General features: G+C 72.4%; 19 protein-coding genes and 1 pseudogene. 12 read left to right on the top strand and 8 right to left on the bottom strand.

Annotated elements, in window-relative coordinates; all coding sequences use genetic code 11:
- Positions 1–60: 60 nt before the first annotated feature.
- The gene (gene dtd, locus E4F25_RS09080) at positions 61–501 is read right to left on the bottom strand and encodes a D-aminoacyl-tRNA deacylase (RefSeq protein ID WP_140909824.1); all 441 of its coding nucleotides are present in this window, start codon (positions 499–501) and stop codon (positions 61–63) included.
- Positions 502–593: 92 nt separating this feature from the next.
- Here dtd and E4F25_RS09075 point away from each other — a divergent pair, with 92 nt between their 5' ends.
- The 4 genes from E4F25_RS09075 to E4F25_RS09060 are packed head-to-tail and all read left to right on the top strand — an operon-like array spanning position 594 to position 4,303.
- The gene (locus E4F25_RS09075; RefSeq protein WP_140909823.1) at positions 594–1,520 is read left to right on the top strand and encodes a lauroyl acyltransferase; all 927 of its coding nucleotides are present in this window, start codon (positions 594–596) and stop codon (positions 1,518–1,520) included.
- Positions 1,520–2,011 (top strand): PH domain-containing protein, encoded by a 492-nt coding sequence (locus tag E4F25_RS09070; RefSeq protein ID WP_140909822.1) that lies wholly within the window; start codon positions 1,520–1,522, stop codon positions 2,009–2,011. The genes E4F25_RS09075 and E4F25_RS09070 overlap by 1 nt, the downstream gene beginning before the upstream one ends.
- Positions 2,001–3,524 carry a PH domain-containing protein gene (locus E4F25_RS09065; protein WP_140909821.1) on the top strand — a complete coding sequence of 508 codons (1,524 nt, stop codon included), beginning with the start codon at positions 2,001–2,003 and terminating at the stop codon, positions 3,522–3,524. The genes E4F25_RS09070 and E4F25_RS09065 overlap by 11 nt, the downstream gene beginning before the upstream one ends.
- Positions 3,525–3,526: 2 nt before the next feature.
- Complete coding sequence (locus E4F25_RS09060; protein ID WP_246069897.1) at positions 3,527–4,303, top strand: glycosyltransferase family 2 protein; 777 nt, start codon at positions 3,527–3,529, stop codon at positions 4,301–4,303.
- Here E4F25_RS09060 and E4F25_RS09055 read toward each other — a convergent pair.
- From E4F25_RS09055 to def, 4 genes are read right to left on the bottom strand one after another with little or no spacing between them, the layout of a single operon-like run.
- The gene (locus E4F25_RS09055) at positions 4,271–5,947 is read right to left on the bottom strand and encodes a glycosyltransferase family 39 protein (RefSeq protein WP_140909819.1); all 1,677 of its coding nucleotides are present in this window, start codon (positions 5,945–5,947) and stop codon (positions 4,271–4,273) included. The two genes, E4F25_RS09060 and E4F25_RS09055, sit on opposite strands and share 33 nt — an antisense overlap.
- A gap of 30 nt (positions 5,948–5,977) precedes the next feature.
- Positions 5,978–7,276: a 16S rRNA (cytosine(967)-C(5))-methyltransferase RsmB gene (rsmB, locus tag E4F25_RS09050; protein ID WP_140909818.1), complete on the bottom strand. Its 1,299-nt coding sequence runs from the start codon at positions 7,274–7,276 to the stop codon at positions 5,978–5,980.
- Positions 7,273–8,193, bottom strand: a complete 921-nt coding sequence (gene fmt / locus E4F25_RS09045) for a methionyl-tRNA formyltransferase (protein WP_140909817.1) — start codon at positions 8,191–8,193, stop codon at positions 7,273–7,275. The genes rsmB and fmt overlap by 4 nt, the downstream gene beginning before the upstream one ends.
- Before the next feature lie 3 nt (positions 8,194–8,196).
- A complete protein-coding gene (gene def / locus E4F25_RS09040; RefSeq protein ID WP_140909816.1) occupies positions 8,197–8,709 on the bottom strand; it encodes a peptide deformylase in 513 nt (170 codons plus the stop codon).
- A 147-nt stretch (positions 8,710–8,856) separates the two neighbouring features.
- On the opposite strand from def, the gene E4F25_RS09035 reads away from it, so the two are divergent.
- The 8 genes and pseudogenes from E4F25_RS09035 to E4F25_RS09000 all read left to right on the top strand — a co-directional run bounded on the left by E4F25_RS09035 (position 8,857) and on the right by E4F25_RS09000 (position 17,203).
- The gene (locus E4F25_RS09035) at positions 8,857–10,023 is read left to right on the top strand and encodes a LysM peptidoglycan-binding domain-containing protein (protein WP_140909815.1); all 1,167 of its coding nucleotides are present in this window, start codon (positions 8,857–8,859) and stop codon (positions 10,021–10,023) included.
- Positions 10,024–10,129: 106 nt separating this feature from the next.
- Positions 10,130–11,083: pseudogene (dprA, locus tag E4F25_RS09030) on the top strand (DNA-processing protein DprA); the annotation flags it as partial.
- Positions 11,084–11,096: 13 nt separating this feature from the next.
- The gene (locus E4F25_RS09025) at positions 11,097–11,597 is read left to right on the top strand and encodes a DUF494 family protein (protein WP_140909813.1); all 501 of its coding nucleotides are present in this window, start codon (positions 11,097–11,099) and stop codon (positions 11,595–11,597) included.
- 93 nt (positions 11,598–11,690) lie between these two features.
- Positions 11,691–12,629 carry an RDD family protein gene (locus E4F25_RS09020; RefSeq protein WP_140909812.1) on the top strand — a complete coding sequence of 313 codons (939 nt, stop codon included), beginning with the start codon at positions 11,691–11,693 and terminating at the stop codon, positions 12,627–12,629.
- 159 nt (positions 12,630–12,788) lie between these two features.
- Positions 12,789–15,257 (top strand): DNA topoisomerase I, encoded by a 2,469-nt coding sequence (locus tag E4F25_RS09015; RefSeq protein WP_140909811.1) that lies wholly within the window; start codon positions 12,789–12,791, stop codon positions 15,255–15,257.
- Positions 15,258–15,265: 8 nt separating this feature from the next.
- A complete protein-coding gene (locus tag E4F25_RS09010) occupies positions 15,266–15,832 on the top strand; it encodes an L-threonylcarbamoyladenylate synthase type 1 TsaC (RefSeq protein ID WP_140909810.1) in 567 nt (188 codons plus the stop codon).
- Positions 15,833–15,896: 64 nt separating this feature from the next.
- Positions 15,897–16,571 carry a hypothetical protein gene (locus E4F25_RS09005; protein WP_140909809.1) on the top strand — a complete coding sequence of 225 codons (675 nt, stop codon included), beginning with the start codon at positions 15,897–15,899 and terminating at the stop codon, positions 16,569–16,571.
- Complete coding sequence (locus E4F25_RS09000) at positions 16,571–17,203, top strand: DUF4124 domain-containing protein (RefSeq protein WP_140909808.1); 633 nt, start codon at positions 16,571–16,573, stop codon at positions 17,201–17,203. Before E4F25_RS09005 ends, E4F25_RS09000 begins: the two co-directional genes overlap by 1 nt.
- A 4-nt stretch (positions 17,204–17,207) precedes the next feature.
- Here E4F25_RS09000 and E4F25_RS08995 read toward each other — a convergent pair whose 3' ends face one another.
- The 3 genes from E4F25_RS08995 to E4F25_RS08985 form a co-directional block, all read right to left on the bottom strand.
- Complete coding sequence (locus E4F25_RS08995) at positions 17,208–17,984, bottom strand: SDR family oxidoreductase (protein WP_140909807.1); 777 nt, start codon at positions 17,982–17,984, stop codon at positions 17,208–17,210.
- A 19-nt stretch (positions 17,985–18,003) separates the two neighbouring features.
- The gene (gene sppA, locus E4F25_RS08990) at positions 18,004–19,890 is read right to left on the bottom strand and encodes a signal peptide peptidase SppA (RefSeq protein ID WP_140909806.1); all 1,887 of its coding nucleotides are present in this window, start codon (positions 19,888–19,890) and stop codon (positions 18,004–18,006) included.
- Positions 19,891–19,954: 64 nt separating this feature from the next.
- Positions 19,955–21,301: an MATE family efflux transporter gene (locus tag E4F25_RS08985; RefSeq protein WP_140909805.1), complete on the bottom strand. Its 1,347-nt coding sequence runs from the start codon at positions 21,299–21,301 to the stop codon at positions 19,955–19,957.
- Positions 21,302–21,356: the final 55 nt, after the last annotated feature.

Here is a 21,356-nt window from a genome sequence, read left to right as displayed (position 1 = left end):
GCAGGGGCCAAACATGCTGCCGTTCCTCCTGGATCAACGCAGTCGGGCGCCTCGAAAGGCCTAGGCCCGCAGCAGGAACGTCACCGGGCCGTCGTTGGCCAGGCTCACCACCATATGGGCCCCGAAGCGGCCGGTTTCCACCCCCGCGGGGTGCATTTCCCGGCATTTCGCCAGAAGCGCGTCGAAGATCCGTTCAGCCTCGGCCGGCGCCATCGCGGTGCTGAAGCCCGGGCGCATGCCCGACCCGGTGTCCGCGGCGAGGGTGAACTGGCTCACCAGCAGCAGGCCCCCGCCGACATCGGCCAGTGAACGGTTCATGCGGCCCCGGTCGTCGCCGAACACCCGGTAGCCGAGCAGGCGGCGGGCCATCCGCTCGACCTGGGCCTCGCCGTCGCCGGGCTCGACCGCCACCAGGGCCAGCAGGCCGGGCCCGATGGCGCCGACGGTCTCGCCGGCCACGGCGACCGAAGCCGAGGAAACCCGCTGGATCACGCTGATCATCACCCCATTGTAGGAGCGGCGCTCGCGCCGCGACCCGGGCACCCGCCGCCTTTCCGGTCGCGGCGCCAGCGCCGCTCCTACAGAATGGTCGCGTGAAGGATGTGCTCGCCAGCCTGCTCTACCTGCTCGCCGCGGCGGCCGGACGCCTGCCCTGGGCCTGGTCGAACGCGCTCGGCGACGGCGTGGCCGCGCTGTGGCGGCGGCTGGACGCGCGCGAGGCGCGGGTGGCCCGGCGCAACCTGGAGCTCGCCTTCCCGGCCATGGCGGAAGCGGAACGCGAGGCCCTGCAACGGCGGATCCTGCGCACCACCGCGCGCCAGGCGCTGGAGACGCTGCGGCTGTGGACCCGGCCGCATGCGACCAATTTGGCCCTGATCCGGGAAACCCACGGCACGGCGCTGTTCGATGCCGCCATCGCCGCCGGCGAGGGGGTGATCGTCGCCGCGCCGCACTACGGCAACTGGGAGCTGCTGAACCAGTGGCTGGCCTCGCGCACGCCGATCTCGGTGCTGTACCGGCCGCCGGAGTCCGCGGTCGGCGAGGCCTTCCTGCAGCGGGTCCGCGCCGACTCCGCCGGCCGCGTCACCCAGGTGCCGGCCGAAGGCGCCGCGGTGCGCCGCCTGCTGCGGGTGCTGCAGGACGGCGGCGTGGTCGGGATCCTGCCGGACCAGCAGCCGAAGGCCGGGGAAGGCGTGTTTGCCCCGTTCTTCGGCAAGCCGGCGCTGACCATGGCGCTGCTGCCGCGGCTGGCCGCGCGCACCCGCGCCAAGGTGCTGCTGGCGTACTGCGAGCGCCTCGCGACCGACGGTGCGGCCCCCGCGTTCGCGTTGCGGATCGAGGCCGCGCCGGAGGCCGTCGGCACGGACGACACCGTCGCCGGCGCCACCGCGCTCAATGCCGCCATCGAGGCGATCGCCCGCCGCGACCCGGCGCAGTACCAGTGGACCTACAAGCGCTATACGCTGCGCCCGCCGGGCAGCGGTGAAACCAATCCCTATCGCGACCTGGAGCGGCACTGATGGAGAGCAGTCCCGAACAAGCCGAGGCCTGGCGGCCGTTGCCGCGGCGCGCCTGCACGCTCTACGTGCTGGGCGGCCTGTGGTGGGCGCTCCCGGTGGCTGCGCTGGCGCTGCTGGGCACGCTGCTGGCGGACGTCGAACCCGGGCGGGTCGCCGGCTACACCGCGGCCGCGATCCTGCTGGGCGCCGGGCTCGGTGCCTGGCGCGGGCAGCGCCGCTGGCGGCGCACGAGCTGGCTGCTAGACGAGGCCGGGTTCAACCTGCGCCGCGGCCAGTGGTGGCGCAGCGAGACCCGGGTGCCGCAGTCGCGGGTGCAGCACCTCGACGTGCGGCGCGGGCCGCTGCAACGGCGCTTCGGCCTGTCCACGCTGGTGATCCACACTGCCGGCACCCGCTACAGCGCGGTCACCGTGGACGGGCTCGATGCCGAAGACGCCGAACGCCTGCGCGACGCGCTCGCGCGCCAGGACGACGACGACGATGTCGACTGAGACCGCCGCGCCGGTGGCGGCGCCGGAGCAGCGCCTGCATCCGATGTCGTGGCTGTTCGAGCTGGTGGCGAGCCTGCGCCAGTTCATCGTGCCGCTGGTGGCGCTGCTGTTCTTCGGCCGCGGCGGCGGCAATGCCTACGAATGGTGGGCGCTCATCGGCGTGGCCGTGCTCGCGGTCGGCTCGGTGGTGCATTACTTCACCTACCGCTACCGGGTCGAGGAACGCAGCCTGGTGGTGCGCAGCGGGCTGCTGCAGCGGCACCTGCGCGAGATCCCGTTCGCGCGGATCCAGAACGTGGCCCTGCACCAGACCCTGCTGCACCGGCTGTTCGGGGTCGCCGAGGTGCGCCTGGAGTCGGCCGGCGGGCACAAGCCCGAGGCGCAGATGAAGGTGCTGCGGCTCGACGACGCGATGGCGCTGGAGGCGCTGGTGCGGCGGCGCGGGAATGCACGGGCCGGGGAAGCGGCGGCGGCCGGCGACGGCGCAGAGCCGGCGGCCGCGACCGCCGCGCGCACCCTGCTGGAACTGCCGCCCGGCGAAGTGCTGCGCCTGGGCCTGGTCTCCAACCGCGGCCTGCTGGTACTCGGCGGCGCGTTCGCCGCAAGCACGCAGTTCGACAGCCGGTTCGTCGGCAACCTGATGGAGTACTGGGGCCAGACGCTGTTCGGCTGGGCCGAGTCGCACGACTTCGCGCCCGCCGACTACCTGCTCGCGGCCGGCACCCTGGTGGTGGCGTTCCTGGCGCTGATGCGGGTGCTCTCGGTGGTGCTGGCGCTGCTGCAGTTCTTCGGCTTCCGGCTGGTGGAGGAAGGGCGCCGGCTCACCGCGGAGCGCGGCCTGCTCTCGCGGCTGCGCACCAGCGTGCCGCGCCGCCGCATCCAGGCCTGGACGCTGGAGGAAGGCGTGGTCCATCGCCTGCTCCGGCGGCGCAGCCTGCACGTGGACACCGCCACCGGCACCGGCGAAGGCGGCGAACACCGCGGGCTGCGCGAGCTCGCCCCGATCGCGACGCCCGACGCCTGCGACGCGCTGGTCCGGCACCTGATTCCGCGTGCGACCTGGCCATTGGTCGACTGGTCGCCGGTGCACCGGCTGGCGTGGCTGCGGCTCGCCTCCGGTGGCGTCACGGTGGCGCTGCTGGCCGCGCTGCTGCTGTCGCTGCGCTTCGGGGCCTGGGGACTGCTGGCGCTGGCCTGGATCCCGTGGAGCGTGTTCGCCGCGCGCCGCCACGCCGCGCGCGCCGGGTTCGCGCGCGACCACGCGCTGGTGGCGTGGCGCGCGGGCTGGTGGTCGCGCCACTGGCGCTTCGCCGAGATCGACAAGCTGCAGGTACTGCAGCTCTCGCGCTCGCCGCTCGACCGGCTCTACGGCATGTCCACGCTGCACCTGGACACCGCCGGCGCCGGCGCCTTCGGGCCGCCGCTGCGCCTGCGCTACCTGCGCGAGGAGGACGCGCGCGCCCTGCACCGAAGCCTCGGTGCCGAGGTCGCGCGCAGGAAGCTGCGCTGGTGAGCATGCAGGCCGACCGGCTCCCGATCAGCGGCGTCGTGATCGCGAAGGACGAGGGCGATCGCATCGGCCGCTGCGTGGCCAGCCTGGCCGCGTTGTGCGCCGAAGTGGTGGTGCTCGACTCCGGCTCCACCGACGACACCGTCGCGGTGGCGGAGGCCGCCGGCGCGCGCGTGGTGCAGCAGCCCTGGCTCGGTTTCGCGGCGCAGAAGAACGCGGCGATCCTGCAGGCGTCGCAACCGTGGGTGCTGCTGCTCGACGCCGACGAATGGCTCGGCGAGGGCGCGGACACGGCGCTGCGCGCGCTGTTCGCCGATGGCGGCGTGGAGCGCGCGGACGTCTGGCGCCTGCCGCGGCGCACCCGTTACCTGGGCACCGCGCTCGACCATGGCGGCTGGGGACGCGAGCCGGTCGAGCGCCTGTTCCGCCCCGACCTGCGCTACCTGCCCGCGGACGTGCACGAGAAGCTCGACCTGGCCGGCAGGCGCGTCGCCGGCGTCGCCGCGCGCATCGAGCACGACACCGCGCGCAGCGACGCCGAGTACGCCGCCAAGCTCGACCGCTACGCGGCGCTGTGGGCGCGCCAGCGGCGCGCCGCGGGCAAGCGCGCCGGCCCGCTCGCCGCGCCGCTGCACGCGGCCGCGCACTGGCTCAAGAACTTCGTGCTGCGCGGCGGCTTCCTCGATGGCGGCAGCGCCCCGCGCTACCACTTCCTGCACGCCCGCTACGTGTACCGGAAATACGCGCTGCTACGGGCAGCCGGCGGTGGCGGCGGCGGGTAGCAGCCACCAGCCGCGGCGGTTGGCGCTGTCCAGCGCCTGTGCGCGGGCGCGGTCCACGCACGGCAGCATCGCGATGTCCTGCACCAGCAGCCAGCGCAACGCGGGTTCCTGTTGCTGCCATTCGATGCCGAGCCGGATCTGCTCGTGCGGCGGCTTGCTGAAGCCGAAGGTGGCGACGCTGCGGTCGGCCATCAGCAGGTTCTGCTCGCGCCAGGCCACAAGCCCCAGCTGCGCGTCGGGACCGATGCGCGCGCCGGCGTCGCGCATCAGGCCGCGCGCGGAGCTGGAGTCGTTGAGCAGCGGGTAGGCGACCAACCCGTAGGCCACCCACAGGCCGGCCAGCAGCGCGACCACGCCGGCGACCGCGCGCCGGCGCCCGAACCACAGCGCGCAGCCCAGGCCCCAACTGCCCATCCCGGCGAGCATCCACGCCCCCGCCTGCAGCAGCGCGGGCGCGATGCCGCGGTCCTGCACCAGCTTCTGCTCGAAGCGCGGTTCGCCGAGCAGCATGCCCGCGCCCGCCGCGAGCAGCAGCACCGCCAGCACCAGGGTGAAGGCGAGCGCCAGCCGCTGCGCCGCCACCCTGCGCACGATCCCCGGCAGCAGCGGCGCCAGTGCCAGGCAGGCGAGCGGCAGCGCGGGCAGGATGTAGACATCGCGCTTGCCGCTCGGGATCGAGAAGAACAGCACCGCCAGCAGCCACCAGGCGATCGGCAAGAGGTAGCGCGCGTCGCGGCGGCGCAGGCGCCGGCGCCAGGCCGGCAGCGCCCAGGGCAGCGCCAGCATCGCCGGCAGCCACGCGGTCAGCATCACCTGCAGGTGGTACCAGGGCGGCTGCGGATGGTCCCAGGACTGCGCGTAGCGCTGCGCGGTCTGTTTGAACAGGATGTTGTCGAGGTAGGCGTGGTACGCCGGGTCGGGATGGTTGAGCGCCGCGGTGGCCATCGGCACCAGCCACAGCGACACCGCGACCAGGAACGCGAGCGGACCGAGCAGCGTCTTCCAGCTCGCCAGCGGCGCGCGCGCGCCCTGCCATCCGCGCAGCGCCGCCCAGATGCCGGGCACCAGCATCAGCAGCACCAGCGCGCCGACGCCCTTGGTGATCGTGCCCAGGCCGGCGGCGAACCAACCGAGCATCCAGAAGCCCCAGCGTGCGCGGTCGTCGCCGGCGGGTGCGAGGAAGAAGCGCAGGAGAGCGTAGTTCCCGAGCGTGATCCAGAACGTCACCAGCGGGTCGATCTGCGCGCGCTTGGCCTGGTAGGTGAACTGCAGCGCGAACAGCAGCGCATAGCCGGCGTAGAGGCCGACGCGGCGGGTCCACAGCCGGGTGCCCAGGTCCACGACCAGCCACAGCGTGCCGAGCGCGGCCAGCAGCGACGGCAGCAGGAACGCGACGCGCCAGCTTCCGAACAGCGTGTAGCCGGCGGCCTGCAGCCACATGAACAGCGGCGGCTTGTCCGGGTAGAGCTCGCCGCCGCGATGCGGGAACAGCCACTCGCCGCTCTCCACCATCTGCTTCGCGGCCAGCGTGAAGCGCGGCTCGTCGGCCGGCCACGGGTCGCGCAGGCCGAGGCCCGCGGCGAGCACCAGCAGGGCCAGGATCCAGAACAGCCAGGTGTCGCGGGAAGTGCGGTCGTGTGGCATCCGCGAATCCTACCTGCAGGAGCGGCGCTCCTACATTTTCTCGAGGCGCGCGTAGAAGAAGCCGTCCATGCCCTGCCCGCCAGGGAACCGCTGCGAGCCGTTCCCGGTATCGCGACCGAAGCGATCGTCGAGCGGTTGCAGCCTTGCATCGGGGGTGCGCGCAACAAGGGCCGCGACCTGTGCATCGTTCTCTTCGCGCAGCAGCGAGCAGGTCGCGTACAGCAGCGTGCCGCCGCGCGCGAGCGTCGGCCACAGCGCGTCGAGCAGCCGCGCCTGCAGCTGCACCAGCGCGGCGACGTCGCTGGCACGCCGGTGCAGCAGGATGTCGGGCTGGCGGCGCACCACGCCGGTGGCGCTGCAGGGTGCGTCGAGCAGGATGGCGTCGAACGGGACCCCGTCCCACCAGCGCGCGACATCGGTGGCATCGGCCTCGCGCAGGCTCGCGCCGGCGGCGACGCCGACGCGTTCGAGTGTGTCGCCGACGCGCCGCAGCCGGCGTGCGTCCACGTCCAGCGCCAGCAACCGCAACGCCGGGTCGCGCTCGAGCAGGTGCGCGGCCTTGCCGCCGGGCGCGGCGCAGGCGTCGAGCACGCGCGCGCCGGGCGGCGGCGCCAGCGCATCGGCGACCAGTTGCGCGCTGCCGTCCTGCACCGAGGCGTCGCCGTCCTCGAAGCCGGGCAGGGCCGAGACCGGCACCGGAGTTTCCAGGCGAAGACCGTCCACGCAGGCGGGATCGTGCGTCGCCGCGATGCCCGCTTCAGCGAGGCGCGCGCGGTAGTCGTCCGGCGTGCCGCGGCGGCGGTTCACGCGCAGCCACATCGGCGCCGGCCGCGTGCTGGCCGCGACGATGCCGCCCACGTCCCCCGGCCAATCGCGCCGCAGCGCCTCCAGCAGCCACGCGGGCCATCCGGTCGCGGGGTCGCCCTCGGCGATGCCCTCGCGCGAGGCACGGCGCAGCAACGCGTTGACCAGCCCGGCCTGGTGGGCGCGCCCGAGCACGCGCGCGGCCTCCACCGTCGCCGCGACCGCGGCGTGCGCGGGCAGTTGCAATGCGTCGAGTTGGGCGAATCCCGCGTAGAGCAACGCACGCAATGGCGCGTCCCGGCGCCCCGGCGGTTTCGACATCCATGCCGCGAGCGCGGCGTCGTAGGCGCCGCGCCGGCGCAGGGCCGCGAACACGATCGCCTCGAGCAGCGCGCGGTCGCGAGGATCGTCGAGCGCCGGCAGCGCGCCGCCCAGTTCCGCCTTCAGCGAGCGGCCGCGGTGCAGCACGCCATCGAGCACGCGCGCCGCGGCGGCACGCACTTCCGCGCCCGGGGCCGGGCTCACGCGCCCGCGGCCAGCGGCCGCGCGTTGAGGTAGTCCCCTGCGGCGAGCGCACGCCCGCCTTCGCGCTGCAGCCGGGTGATGCGCAGCGCACCCTCGCCGCAGGCGACGTCGATGCCCGCGCGCGAGGCCTGCAGCACGCTGCCGGGCGCGGCATCGTGCGCGACGTCCACCGCCTCGGCGGCATGGATACGCACGCGCTCGCCGGCGAGCGCCCCCTCCGCGACCGGCCACGGATGGAACGCCCGCACCTTGCGTGCCAGCACAGGTGCCGGCTGCGACCAGTCCAGCCGCGCCTCGGACTTCTCGAGCTTGCGGGCATAGGTCGCGCCAGCGTCCGGCTGCGGCCGGGCCACCGGCTTCATCCCGGCACGCAGCAGGCCGAGCCCGTCGGACAGCACCTGCGCGCCCAGTTCGGCGAGGCGGTCGTGCAACTGGCCCGCGGTCTCGTCGGCGCCGATCGGCGTGCGCTGCGACAGCAACACCGGACCGGTGTCCAGGCCCTTCTCCATCTGCATCAGGCACACGCCGGTCTCGCTGTCGCCGGCCTCGATCGCGCGCTGGATCGGCGCGGCGCCACGCCAGCGCGGCAGCAGCGAGGCATGCACGTTCCAGCAACCATGCTCCGGAATGTCGAGCACCGCCTGCGGCAACAGCAGGCCGTAGGCGACGACCACCATCAGGTCCGGCTGCAGCGCGCGCAGCGCGTCACGCGAGAGCTCGGACTTCAGCGAGTCGGGCTGCAGCACGGGAAAGCCCAGTTCCAGCGCGGCCAGCTTCACCGGCGAGGCCTGCAGGTCGCGCCCGCGCCCGGCCGGCCGGTCGGGCTGCGTGTAGACGGCGACGATCTCGGCCTTGCGGGCCGCGGCGCGCAGCGACGGAACGGCGAACTCCGGCGTCCCGGCGAAGACGATGCGCATGCGTCAGGCGGCCGAGCGCCGCGCCTTCGCCAGCTTCTTGCGCACCATCTCCCGCTTCAGCGGCGAGAGGTAGTCGACGAACAGCTTGCCGTCGAGGTGGTCCATCTCGTGCTGGATGCACACCGCGAGCAGGCCGACGGCCTGCATTTCGAAGGCCGCGCCCTTGCGGTCCAGCGCCTTCACGGTGATCGCGCCGGCGCGGGTCACGTCGGCGTAGATGCCGGGCACCGACAGGCAACCCTCCTGGCACACCTGCTCGCCGCTGCGCGCGGTGATCTCCGGGTTGATGAAGACCAGCGGCTGCGAGCGGTCCTCGCTGACGTCGATGACCATGAAGCGGCGGTGCACGTCGACCTGGGTCGCGGCCAGGCCGATGCCCGGCGCCTCGTACATGGTCTCGAACATGTCGTCGAACAGGCGCTGCGCCTCCTCGCCCGGCACCCAGGCAGGGTCGACCGGCGCAGCCTTGGTGCGCAGGCGGGGATCGGGGAATTCGAGGATCGGGAGCAGGGCCATGGCTGACAAAGGGTGGATTCGGTCACATCCGCGCGCATCCGTGCCACGGAATGCCTCAATTGTACCGCCAATTGCTTGATTCCGGCCGCGCCGCATGGGCTATATTGGCTCGCCTGGGACGAGGGAAATTCCAAGGGGAGCAGGTAGATGGCCGCCAAGCTTGAGCGCGTTTCTCAAGGGCTGCGGACGGGTTTCGCCGTCGCGCTGCTCACCGTTGCATCCTGGGGCGTTGCCCAGGAGCTGAACCCTTCCCATCCGGACACCTACGTGGTCCAGCGCGGCGACACCCTCTGGGACATCGCCGGCCGCTTCCTGCAGCGCCCGTGGCTGTGGCCGGAAATCTGGCAGGCCAACCCGCAGATCGCCAACCCGCACCTGATCTACCCCGGCGACGTGATCTCGCTGTCCTACCTGGACCGCGTGGTGGTGGACCCGGGCCCGCGCGAGGAAGCCCCGATCGACGGCATCCCGCTGGAGCAGGTGGCCCCGTTCCTGAAGGACCTGCGCATCGTCGACGGCTACGAGCAGCTGCCGCACGTGGTCGGGCTCGAGGGCGACCGCCTGCGCAGCGCCGACGGCCAGCTCGCCTACGTCGCCAACCTGGCCGGCGCGCAGCCCGGCCAGCGCTACGCCGTGGTGCGCCCGACCCAGCGCTTCACCCGGCTGGACCGGACCGAGTGCTGCGACCTGTTCCACAAGGACGACCTCGACTTCCGCGGCCGCACCATCCTCGACACCGAGGACTTCTGGACCGACGTGGTCACCCCGAGCCAGGGCAAGGAGCTGCTCGGCTACGAGCTGATGCACGTGGCCACCGGCACCATCACCCGCGGCGCCGTGGCCGGCATCGAGGCGGCGACCCTGCTGCTCGACGAGCACGGCAAGGAAGTGCGCGTCGGCGACCGCATCGTGGCGGTCGAGCCGCAGCCCTACGACCTGCGCTTCTTCCCGCATCCGCCCTCGCAGCAGCTCGAGTACGGCCGCGCGCGCGTGCTCGCGGTCGCCGACATGCTGACCACCGGCGGCACCCACGACGTGGTCGCGATCTCGGTCGGCTCCCGCGACGGCGTGGACAACGGCACCGTGTTCTCGGCCTGGCGCGTCGGCAGCAACGCGGTGGACAAGGTCGCCTACGGCTTCGACCGCACCGAGGACAGCGTGCCGTCCGCCGGCCGCGTGCGCCTGCCCGACGAGTTCGCCAGCCACCTCATGGTGTTCCGCACCTTCGAGCGCATGAGCTACGCGCTGGTGATGGACAGCACCAAGCCGACCCGCGTCGGCTACGAGCTCAAGCACCCGGACGCGCCCTACTGAGCCAGGCTTTACCGGGCCGGGGCAGATTCCCGACACCAGCATGCGACGGCGCCCGAGGGCGCCGTCGCCGTTTCCGGCCCACGCTGGCGCGATGCGCCTCGCCCTGCACGATCCCGACTACCCCGCGCTGCTGCGGCGCACGCCCGACCCGCCACGCATCCTGCACGTCGCCGGCGACCCGGGCGTGCTGTGGCACCCGGGCGTCGCCATCGTCGGCAGCCGCGCCCCCACCGCGGGCGGCCGCGACATCGCCTTCGAATTCGCCCGCGCCTTCGCCGCCTCCGGCCTCGCGGTGATCAGCGGCCTCGCCGCCGGCATCGACACTGCCGCCCACGACGGAGCCCTGGCCGCCGACGGCCGCACCATCGCCGTGCTCGGCACCGGCGTCGACGTCCCCTACCCCCGCCGCAACACGGCCCTCTACCAACGCATCGCCGCCACCGGCGCCATCGCCAGCGAATACCCGCCTGGTACCGGCGTCCACAAGGGCCAGTTCCCCCGCCGCAACCGCATCATCGCCGGCCTGGCCCTCGGCACCCTCGTCGTCGAGGCCGCCCACCGCTCCGGCGCCCTCATCACCGCGCGCCTGGCCGCCGACGCCGGTCGCGAGGTCTTCGCCATCCCCGGCTCCATCCACAACCCGAAAGCGCGCGGCTGCCACCGTCTGATCCGCGATGGCGCCGCGCTGGTCGAAACCCCCCAGGAAGTGATCGAAGCCCTCGCCCAGGTCGCCGAAGCTCTCGCCCAATCGTTGCGCGATCGAATGCCAACCCGAGCCGAGCCGGGAGGGCGTGCCCCCTTCGCGACGACTCAAAACGCCCTGGAGGAGCGAAGGGGGCACGCCCTCCCGGCGCCCGTCTGCCCGCATTCATCTTCAACCAGCGCAGAAGATCCCGACTACAAGAAATTGTGGCGTGCACTAGGTCACGACCCAACAGGTATGGATGCCCTCGTCGAGCGAACCGGATTGACGGCAGCCACCCTCTCCTCCATGCTCCTGCTCATGGAGCTGGATGGACGCGTGGTGGTGGAACACGGCCGCTATTCCCGCAAGCGCTGACCGGCAGAGGGAAATGAAAGAAAGCATCCTGGATGTCCTGCTGTACCTCTTCGAGCATTACCTGACCGACGATGCCGCCCCGCCCCCCGGCGGCCGGCTGCTGGACCGGGAGGAGCTGAACAACGGCCCCCTGCTCCAGGACCTCGCCCAGGCGGGCTTCAGCCCCCCCGAGATCAACCGCGCGTTCGACTGGCTCGGCGCCCTCGCCGAACAGCGCCCGGCGGCCGCGCGGCGCCCGGACGGCCCCACGCGCGTGTTCTTCGGGCCGGAACTCGACAAGCTGGACGTGGATTGCCGCGGCTTCCTGCTGTTCCTCGAGCAGCACGGCGTGCTCGACGCGGACCAGCGCGAGCTGGTGGTGGACCGCGCCATGGCCCTGGACCAGGACGAAGTGGACCTCGAGGACCTGAAGTGGGTGGTGCTGATGGCCCTGTTCAACCAGCCGGGCGCCGAGGCCGCCTACGCCTGGATGGAAACCCAGATGTTCCTGGACGAGCCCGAGCCGCTGCACTAGACAAGAAGATGACGGCGGCCGTGCCGCCTGGGGAGTCGGTCGCCTTGCGACCTGGGGAGTGGGCGCTGCGCGCCCGTTGAAGGGGGAAACAACTTGAGCGAACCACACACCGACGTCGTGCACGCCGGATTCATCCGTCGTTTCGGCGCTTTCATCATCGACAGCCTGATCCTCGGGGTCGGCTTCTACGCCCTCCTGTTCGTGCTCGGGATCATCGCCGTGGCAGCCGCGCCCGGCAGCAGCATGGACGACGAGGCCCTCGGGGCCGTGCTGGCGATCGTGTACCTGCTGGGGATCCTGCTGTATTACGTCGCCGCGGCGCTCTACTACGGATTGCAGGAAAGCTCCCGCTTCCAGGCGACCCTCGGCAAGCGCGCGCTCGGCATCAAGGTGACCGACGAACACGGCCAGCGGCTGGGCCGCGGCCGCGCGTTCGGCCGCTGGTTCGCGGCGGCGTTGTCGTACATCACCCTTTACATCGGCTTCCTGGTGGCGGCGTTCACCCGGCGCAAGCAGGCGCTGCACGACTTCGTCGCCGACACGCTGGTGGTCGACCAGTGGGCGTATACCGACACCCCGGAGCGCCAGCAGCGCCACGTCGGGATGGCCGCGGTCATCGTCGGCGTGTTCGCGCTGTTCATCCTCATCGCCGTCCTCGGGATCCTGGCCGCGATCGCGATCCCGGCGTACCACGACTACACGCAGCGGGCGCAAGTGATGCAGGCGATCGGGCAAGCCGACCCGCTGAAGGCGTCGGTGGCCGCGTTCCATGCCGAGACCGGCCAGTGTCCTGCGAACGGCGAAGCCGGCATCGGCCCGTCCGACGCCTATGCGAGCGACCGCGTCGCGGGGATCGCCACCGGCCTGCTGGAGGAGTCGGGACGATGCGCCATCGAGGTCACCCTCCGCGACGCTGGGGCCGGGGCCCTCGACGGCCAGCGGGTCTGGCTCGAGTACGACGCTCCCGGCGGTGCCTGGCTGTGCTCCTCGGAGCTGGAACGGCGCTACCTGCCGGCGTCCTGCCGCGACTGAAGCCGCTCCGGGGCGCCCGGGGCGGGCTCCAGGGCCCGCCCCCTTGACCGGCTCCCCTTTCTCCCTTTACCTATTAATAAGGAATCGCCCGGGGCCGACCCCCCGGGCGTTGCCTTCTCTCGCCTCCGGCGCATGCCCGGCAAAATGGACCCCACCGCCATGGCCAAGAACCTCCTCATCGTCGAGTCGCCGGCCAAGGCCAGGACGATCAACAAGTACCTGGGCAAGGATTTCGTGGTCCTGGCGTCCTACGGGCACGTCCGCGACCTGGTGCCCAAGGAGGGGGCGGTGGACCCGGAACAGGGGTTCCGGATGCGCTACGACCTGATCGAGAAGAACCAGAAGCACGTGGACGCCATCGCCAAGGCGGCGAAGGCGGCCGACGCGCTGTACCTGGCGACCGACCCGGATCGCGAGGGCGAGGCGATCAGCTGGCACATCACCGAGATCCTGCGCGAGCGCGGCATCCTCGACGGCAAGCCGCTACACCGGGTGGTGTTCACCGAGATCACCCCGCGCGCGATCCGCGAGGCGATGGAGCAGCCGCGCTCGATCGCCGGCGACCTGGTGGACGCGCAGCAGGCGCGCCGCGCGCTGGACTACCTGGTCGGCTTCAACCTGTCGCCGGTGTTGTGGCGCAAGGTGCAACGCGGCCTGTCCGCCGGCCGCGTGCAGTCGCCGGCGCTGCGCATGATCGTCGAGCGCGAGGAGGAGATCGAAGCCTTCGTCGCGCGCGAGTACTGGAGCATCGAGGCCGAGTGCGCGCACGCGGTGCAGCCGTTCACCGCCAAGCTGGTGAAGCTGGACGGCAAGAAGTTCGAGCAGTTCACGGTCACCGACGGCGACAGCGCCGAGGCCGCGCGCGAGCGCATCAGGAAGGCTGCCGGCGGCGCGCTGCACGTCACCGACGTCGCCAGCAAGGAGCGCAAGCGCCGGCCGTCGCCGCCGTTCACCACCTCCACCCTGCAGCAGGAGGCCGCGCGCAAGCTCGGCTTCACCACCAAGCGCACCATGCAGGTCGCGCAGAAGCTGTACGAGGGCGTGGCCATCGGCGACGAGGGCACCGTCGGCCTGATCAGCTACATGCGTACCGACTCGGTCAACCTGTCGGGCGAGGCGCTGTCCGAGATCCGCGACGTGATCGCGCGCGACTTCGGCACGAAGGCGCTGCCGGACAAGCCGAACTTCTACACCACCAAGTCGAAGAACGCGCAGGAAGCGCACGAAGCGGTGCGCCCGACCTCGGCGCTGCGCACGCCGTCGCAGGTCGCGCGCTTCCTCACCGACGACGAGCGCCGGCTGTACGAACTGATCTGGAAGCGCGCGGTCGCCTCGCAGATGGTGCCGGCCACGCTCAACACCGTGTCCGTGGACCTGGCCGCCGGCAGCGAGCACGCCTTCCGCGCCACCGGCACCACCGTGGTCGATCCGGGCTTCCTCGCGGTCTACGAGGAAGGCAAGGACACCAAGGGCAAGGAGGACGAGGACGAGGGCCGCAAGCTGCCGCCGATGAAGCCGGGCGAGCGCGTGCCGCTGGACCGCATCCACGCCGACCAGCACTTCACCCAGCCGCCGCCGCGCTTCACCGAAGCGGCGCTGGTCAAGGCGCTGGAGGAGTACGGCATCGGCCGCCCGTCCACCTACGCCTCGATCATCCAGACCCTGCTGTACCGCAAGTACGTGGAGATGGAGAGCCGCAGCTTCCGGCCCACGGACGTCGGCCGCGCGGTGTCGAAGTTCCTCAGCGCGCACTTCAGCCGCTACGTGGACTACGACTTCACCGCGCGCCTCGAGGACGAACTCGACGCGGTCTCGCGCGGCGAGGAGGACTGGGTCCCGCTGATGGAGAAGTTCTGGGCGCCGTTCAAGGCGCTGGTGGCGGAGAAGACCGAGAGCGTGGACCGCAGCGAGGCCACCGGTGCGCGCGAGCTCGGCACCGATCCCAAGAGCGGCAAGCCGGTCAGCGTGCGCCTCGGGCGCTACGGGCCGTACGCGCAGATCGGCACCGCCGACGACGAGGAGAAGCCGACCTTCGCCTCGCTGCGGCCGGGCCAGAGCATGCACACGATCTCGCTCGAGGACGCGCTCGAGCTGTTCAAGCTCCCGCGCAAGCTGGGGCAGTCCAACGGCGAGGAGGTCAGCGTCGGCATCGGCCGCTTCGGGCCGTTCGCCAAGCGCGGCAGTGTGTACGCCTCGCTCAAGAAGGAGGACGACCCGTACACCATCGACCTCGAGCGCGCGGTGTTCCTGATCGAGGAGAAGGAAGAGATCGCGCGCAACCGGATCATCAAGGAATTCGACGGCAGCGACATCCAGGTGCTCAACGGCCGCTTCGGGCCGTACATCAGCGACGGCAAGCTCAACGGCCGCATCCCCAAGGACCGCGACCCGAAGTCGCTGACCCTGGAGGAGGTTACGAAGCTGCTCGAGGAGACCGGCAAGCCGATGCGCGGGCGCTTCGGCAAGAAGGCGGCGAAGAAGACGGTCGAGAAGAAGACCGCGAAGAAGGCGGCGAAGAAGACCACCGCGAAGAAGAAGACTGCTGCGAAGAAGACCACGAAAAAGGCCGCGAAGAAGACGGCGAAGAAAGCCGTGAAGAAGGCAGCGGCCAGGAAGGCCGCCGACTGAGGCACGCCGTGGCCGGTCCGCTGACGATCGACGCCGCCGCCGCGCTGCTGCGCCGCGGCGGCGTGCTCGCTTACCCCACCGAGGGCGTCTGGGGCATTGGTTGCGATCCCTTCGACGAGCGCGCCGTGACCCGGCTGCTGCGGATCAAACAGCGCGACGTCGCCAAGGGCCTGATCCTGGTCGCGGCCAACCGCGCGCAGCTCGATGGCCTCGCCGACTGGGATGCGATCCCCGCGGTCCATCGCTCCGCCATGGACGCCGGCTGGCCCGGCCCGAACACCTGGATCGTGCCCGCCACCGCGCGGGTGCCGCGCTGGATCACTGGCGCGCACGACGGCGTCGCGGTGCGGGTCAGCGCGCACCCGGTGGTTGCCGCGTTGTGCACCGCGTTCGGCGCGCCACTCGTGTCCACCAGCGCCAACCTCGCCGGGACGGTGGCGCCGACCCGCCGCGCCGCGCTCGATCCGGCACTGCTCGCGGCGCTGGACGGTGTCGTCGAAGGCGAGACCGGCGGCCGCGAGCGCCCGAGCGACATCCGTGACGCACGTACCGGTGCGCTCGTGCGCGGGTCCTGAATCGCGGCGAACGCGCGACGCCCCGGGACTTGGTCCGATGCGCCACGGGCAGCAGAATGCAGGCATGCGCCTGCTTGCCGCCCTGCTGCTCGCCTGTTTGCCCGTCGCCGCGGCGTCGGCGCAGGACAGCTTCAAGGTCTATCGCTGCGTCGCCGACGACGGTCGCGTCGCGCTGCGCGACACGCCGTGCCCGGACGGGCAGGCGCAGGAAGTGCGCACGATGCAGGCCCCGCAGGATCCGCCGCCGCGGCCCGAACCGGCGCCCGCGCCGGCTCCGCAACCCGAGCCTGCACCCACGCCCGTGGTCGAGCGCGTCGTCGTGCTGCGCACGCCGCAACCGGTGTACCAGTGCACCACCCCGGACGGCGACACCTATACCAGCGACAGCGACGCCGGCAATCCGCGCTGGGTACCGCTGTGGACGCTGGGGTATCCGCTGCCGGTGCGGCGCGGGGAGCGCGCGCCGCTGGCGATCACCGGCGGCAGCGTCCGCATCGACGACACCGGCACCACGCTGCGGCGGCCTGGCGTCGGCCCGCGCTGGGTGGCCGGCGCCGGCACCTGGATCCGCGACACCTGCCACCCGCTGCCGCAGGCCGAGGCCTGCGCGCGCCTGCGCGAGGAGCGCTCGGAGATCCGGCGCGCGATCTTCAACGGCATGCCCAGCGAGCGCGATGCGTTGCGGCCACGGGAGCGCAGCATCAACGCCCGGCTCGACGCCGACTGCGGGGGACGCTGATGGCGCGCGCCGCGATACCGACCACGCTCCTTGCAACCGTGCTGCTCGCGGCTGCCCTGCCGTCGTCGTTCGCCGGCGACCAGGTCGTGGTCTACCGCTGCACCGACCGCGACGGCCACGTCACCATCCAGAACGACCTCGCCTGTCCGGCCGGCCAGCGCCAGGAGAAACAGGTGATCGACGCGCCGCCGCCCTTGCCCGCCTACGTGCCGCGCGAGGTGCGCATGCCGGAGGTGGTGGCGGCCGAGCACGCGCAACTCGACCGGCTCGTCGCCGAGGCGGTGCCGGACCCGGTCCCGGAAGCGGAGCGCACGCCGCCGCCCGCGCTGTACCAGTGCCGCACCTGGGACGGCCAGGACTACCTGACCGAGGACGAGACCCCGGCGCAGCGCTGCGCCCCGCTGCAGGTGGTCGGGATCGACGGCACCAGCCTGCCGGCCGCGCGTGCCTGCGAGCGGGTGGTCGACCAGTGCACCGCCGTGCCGGAGGAGGCCCTCTGCCGGAGTTGGCGGCAGCGGGTCGGCGAAGCCGAGTTCCGCTGGCGCTTCGCCGGCAGCCTCGATGGCGAGAAGCGCCTGGAATACGAGACGCTGGCGGCGACCCTCGCCAACAGCACCTGCGCGGCGCCCTGACCGGCTAGAACCCGTAGCGCAGGAAGCCGCCGTCCACCGCGATGCACTCCCCGGTGATGTAGGACGCCGCCGGCAGACACAGGAACGCCACCGCGGCCGCCACTTCCTCCGGCTCGCCGACCCGCCCCATCGGCGTGCGCAGCAGGACCTCGTCGAGGTAATCGGGGTCGGACAGCTTGCCCGAGGTGCGCCGCGTGCGGATGTACCAGGGCGCGACCGCGTTCACGCGCACGCCGTCCTCGGCCCATTCCACCGCCAGGTTGCGGGTGAGCTGGTGCAGCGCCGCCTTGGTCATGCCGTAGGGCGCGCCGCTGCGCACGTGGGTCTCGCCGGACACGCTGCCGACGTTGACGATGCTCGAGGCCGCGTGCTTCAGCAGCAGCGGATAGGCGTAGCGGCACAATTCGAAGGCGCTGAACAGGTTGGTCTCGAAGATCGAGCGCCACTCGTCCTCGGTGTATTCGGTGGTCGGGCGCGTGAGGTTGCCGCCGGCGTTGTTGACCAGGATGTTCAGGCCTTCGCCCTGGTCCTCGACCCAGTCCAGGATCTCGCGCCGCTGTTCCTCGTCGGCGACGTCGGCCGCGAGCGCGGACACGCTGTCGTCGCCGAACTCCTCGGCCAGTTCGTCGCGTGCGTTGGCCAGCGCGACCGGGTCGCGCGCCACCACCAGCACGCGCGCGCCGAAGCCGAGCAGCTCGCGCGCGATCGCCAGGCCGATGCCGGCGCTGCCGCCGGTCACCAGCGCCAGTTGCCCATCCAGTCGCCAGCGGTTCGGGTCCATGGCCGCCAGTATTGCAGGATCACCAGGCGCAGAAGCAGAACGCCAGCGCCTGCACCGGCCGTCCCGGCCGCGGCCTGGCCGCCGCCTCGAGCACCCGCAGCTGGTCCGCGGCCCGCGGCAGCACCCGCGCCAGCAGGGCCTCGCCCAGCCCGGTGCCGCGCAGCAGCGCCGCCCCGGCCCTGGTTTCGGCGAAGCGGCCGAAGAAGCGCTCGAACGGGCTCGCGCCGCGGTCCATGTAGCGCACGCGGTAGCGGCCGGGCTCGCCCAGCTCCGCGCGCGCGGCGGCGTCGGCCACCGCCTCGCGCAGCCCGCCGAAGTCGTCCACCAGCCCGCGCTCCTTCGCCTGCGCCCCGGTCCACACGCGGCCGCGCGCGACCGCGTCCACCTCCGCCTCGTCCATGCCGCGCGCCCGCGCGACGCGGCCGATGAAGTCCTGGTAGCCGTCCTCGATCACCGACTGCACCACCGCCCCGACCGCCGGGTCCAGCGCGCGGGTGATGTCGAAGGCGCCGGCGAAGCGCGTGGTGCCGACGCCGTCGGTGTGCACGCCGATGCGGTCCAGCGAGCGCTGCACCGTGGGCACCAGGCCGAAGATGCCGATCGAGCCGGTCACCGTGGACGGATTGGCGTAGATGCGGTCCGCGTCCATCGCGATCCAGTAGCCGCCGGAGGCGGCGTAGTCGCCCATCGAGGCCACCACCGGCTTGCCGGCGGCCTTGAGCGCCGCCACCTCGCGCCGGATCTGCTCGGAGGCGAACACCTCGCCGCCGGGCGAATCCACGCGCAGCACCACGGCCTTGACCTTGTCGTCGTCGCGCGCGGCGCGCAGCAGCGCGGAGGTGGAATCGCCGCCGATCGTGCCCGGCGGCTGCTCGCCGCCGACGATGCTGCCCTCGGCCACCACCACCGCGACCTGCGGGCGCTCGTCCACCGGCGCGATGCCGCGGTCGACATGGCCGAGGTAGGCATCCAGCGTCACCGCGCGGAAGCCGTGCTCGGAATCGGCATCGGCCACGCCGCGCTCCACCAGCAGCGCGTCCACCTGCTCCTCGGTCTTCAGCCCGTCCACCAGGCGCTGTTCCATGGCGTACTCGGCGAGGTCGCCGCCGGCGGCGGCGATCCCCTGCGGCAGCGCGTCGATCCCGGCCGCGAGCTGCACCGCGCTGAGCCCGCGCGCGTGCGCGACGTCGCCGAGGAAGCGCTGCCAGACGTCGTTCATCCAGTACAGGTCGGCTTCCTTCGACTCCGGCGAGGCGGCGTCGAGCACGAACGGCTCGGCCGCGGACTTGTATTCGCCGACCTTGAACAGGTGCACGTCCACGCCGAGCTTGTCCTGCAGGCCTTCGCGGAAGTACGCGCGGTAGCCGGACAGGCCCTCGAGCAGCACCCCGCCCATCGGGTCGAGGTAGACCTCGTCGGCCTGCGCCGCCAGCAGGTACTGCTGCTGGTCGAACGACTCGCCGAACGCGACCACCTGCTTGCCCGACTGGCGCAGGTCGCGCACTGCCGCGGCGAGCTCGCGCAGCGCCGCGTGCCCGGAGAAGCGCAGGCCGTCCACGCGCAGCAGCACGCGCTCGATGCGCGCGTCGTCCCTGGCCGCGGTGATCGCGCGCAGCAGGTCCCGCAGCTGCACCTCGCCGGCGCCCGGGTCGCCGTACATGCGCGCCAGCGCGCGGCTGGCAGCGTCGGAACTGTACTGCTCCACCAGCTGGCCCTGCGGCGCCAGCACCAGGGTGGTGCGCTCCTGCAGCGGCAGGGCCTTGTCGCCGGAGGCCAGCATCGCCAGCAGGAACAGCAGCACGCCGAAGAACAGCAGGTTGAAGAACAACCGGCGGGTGAAGTTCATCGCGTCCCACAGTCCGACGATGACGCGGACGATGGGACCGCGGCGGCGTGGCTCGTTCATGCAAGTGCTCCAGGGGTCCGGGTACAGCCTACCGGCATCGGCCGGGGCCGGCATCCGCCGGAGGTCACCGGGCCGAACTGCTGCGCAGGAACCGGCGCGCGAGCAGGAACGCGGCCACCGAGAGCCCGGCGATCAGCCCGATCCACATCCCGCGCGGCCCCCAGCCCAGCACCAGCCCGAGGTACGCGCCCAGCGGCATGCCGATGCCCCAGTAGGCCAGCGCGGCCAGGAACATCGGCACCCGGGTGTCCTTGAGCCCGCGCAACGCGCCCGCGGAAAGCACCTGGATGCCATCCGGATACTGGAACGCCGCCGCGTACAGCAGCAGTGACGATGCCAGCGCGACCACCGCTGCGTCGCTGGTGTACAGCGCCACCACCAGGTCGTGGCCGGTGAGCAGCACCAGCGCCGAGAAAGACTGCGTCACCAGCGCCAGCGCATAGCCGGCGAAGGCGGCGCGGCGCACGCCCTCGAAGCTGCCCCGCCCGCGCGCGTGGCCGACGCGCACGGTGGTGGCCTCGGCCAGCCCCATCGGCACCATGAAGCACAGCGCAGCGACGTTGATCGCGATCTGGTGGGCGGCGACCTCGACCGCGCCCAGCCGCCCGATCAGCAGCGCGGTGACGATGAACAGGCCGCCCTCCATCGCCACGGTCACGCCGATCGGCAGGCCGGTGCGCAGCAACTCGCGGATGGGCGCCCAGCGCGGCGGCTCGAAGCGCTCGAACAGGCGCAGCGCGGCGAACCGGCGCGCACGCGCCAGGTAGCCGGCGAACGCCAGCGCCTGCGCCCACATCATCACCGCCGAGGCCACGCCCAGCCCGCCAGCGCCCATTTCCGGAAAGCCGAGCAGCCCGAACGTCAGCACGTAGCCCAGCGGCACCAGCACCAGCAGCCCGCCGAAGCCGAGCAGCATGGTCGGCAGCGTCCAGTGCACGCCGTCGCTGAGGTAGCGCATCGCCAGGTAGAGGGTCAGCGCCGGCACGCCCCAGCGGATGCCGTGCAGGAAGGCGAGCGCGCCGGGCCGCACCTCCGGCGCGATGCCCATCGGCTCGAGTGCGAGGCCGGCGAAGCTCAGGAAGGCGAACAGCAACACGCCCAGCCCCGCGGCCAGCCACAGCGACTGGCGGAACAGCGGCCCGATCCCGTCGCGGCGCCCGGAGCCGTCGAGCTGCGAGACCGAGGGCGGCAGCGACAGCAGCGTGCCCATCGGCACCATCATCGGCAACCAGAACAGCGCGGTGCCGACCGCCACCGCGGCCAGGGTTTCGGTGCCGTGGTGGCCCGCGATGGCGCTGTCCACGAAGCCGATCAGGCCGGTGGACAGGTGCCCCGCCACCAGCGGGGCGGCGAGGATCGCGGTGGTGCGCACTTCGCGGCCGAAGCCGGGCGCGGGCGTGGTGGATGCCATCAGGGTGTGCCGGAACGCGGCGAGCGCGTATCTTACCGGCAGGGGAAGTCGCGGG

The organism is Cognatiluteimonas lumbrici (genome assembly GCF_006476065.1).
Lineage (GTDB): Bacteria > Pseudomonadota > Gammaproteobacteria > Xanthomonadales > Xanthomonadaceae > Cognatiluteimonas > Cognatiluteimonas lumbrici.
The sequence above is the reverse complement of the archived record's forward strand: the minus strand, read 5'-3'. Positions and strand labels throughout refer to the sequence as shown.

Bases quoted from the DNA above. Each gene is read 5' to 3' on its own strand.
- E4F25_RS09060 (WP_246069897.1), top strand. From the start codon at position 3,527: ATGCAGGCCGACCGGCTCCCGATCAGCGGCGTCGTGATCGCGAAGGAC.
- E4F25_RS09055 (WP_140909819.1), bottom strand. From the start codon at position 5,947: ATGCCACACGACCGCACTTCCCGCGACACCTGGCTGTTCTGGATCCTG.
- fmt (WP_140909817.1), bottom strand. From the start codon at position 8,193: ATGCGCATCGTCTTCGCCGGGACGCCGGAGTTCGCCGTTCCGTCGCTG.
- E4F25_RS09035 (WP_140909815.1), top strand. From the start codon at position 8,857: ATGGCCGCCAAGCTTGAGCGCGTTTCTCAAGGGCTGCGGACGGGTTTC.
- E4F25_RS09015 (WP_140909811.1), top strand. From the start codon at position 12,789: ATGGCCAAGAACCTCCTCATCGTCGAGTCGCCGGCCAAGGCCAGGACG.
- E4F25_RS09070 (WP_140909822.1), top strand. From the start codon at position 1,520: ATGGAGAGCAGTCCCGAACAAGCCGAGGCCTGGCGGCCGTTGCCGCGG.
- E4F25_RS09065 (WP_140909821.1), top strand. From the start codon at position 2,001: ATGTCGACTGAGACCGCCGCGCCGGTGGCGGCGCCGGAGCAGCGCCTG.
- E4F25_RS09005 (WP_140909809.1), top strand. From the start codon at position 15,897: ATGCGCCTGCTTGCCGCCCTGCTGCTCGCCTGTTTGCCCGTCGCCGCG.
- sppA (WP_140909806.1), bottom strand. From the start codon at position 19,890: ATGAACGAGCCACGCCGCCGCGGTCCCATCGTCCGCGTCATCGTCGGA.
- E4F25_RS08995 (WP_140909807.1), bottom strand. From the start codon at position 17,984: ATGGACCCGAACCGCTGGCGACTGGATGGGCAACTGGCGCTGGTGACC.
- def (WP_140909816.1), bottom strand. From the start codon at position 8,709: ATGGCCCTGCTCCCGATCCTCGAATTCCCCGATCCCCGCCTGCGCACC.
- E4F25_RS09000 (WP_140909808.1), top strand. From the start codon at position 16,571: ATGGCGCGCGCCGCGATACCGACCACGCTCCTTGCAACCGTGCTGCTC.
- E4F25_RS09025 (WP_140909813.1), top strand. From the start codon at position 11,097: ATGAAAGAAAGCATCCTGGATGTCCTGCTGTACCTCTTCGAGCATTAC.
- dtd (WP_140909824.1), bottom strand. From the start codon at position 501: ATGATCAGCGTGATCCAGCGGGTTTCCTCGGCTTCGGTCGCCGTGGCC.
- E4F25_RS08985 (WP_140909805.1), bottom strand. From the start codon at position 21,301: ATGGCATCCACCACGCCCGCGCCCGGCTTCGGCCGCGAAGTGCGCACC.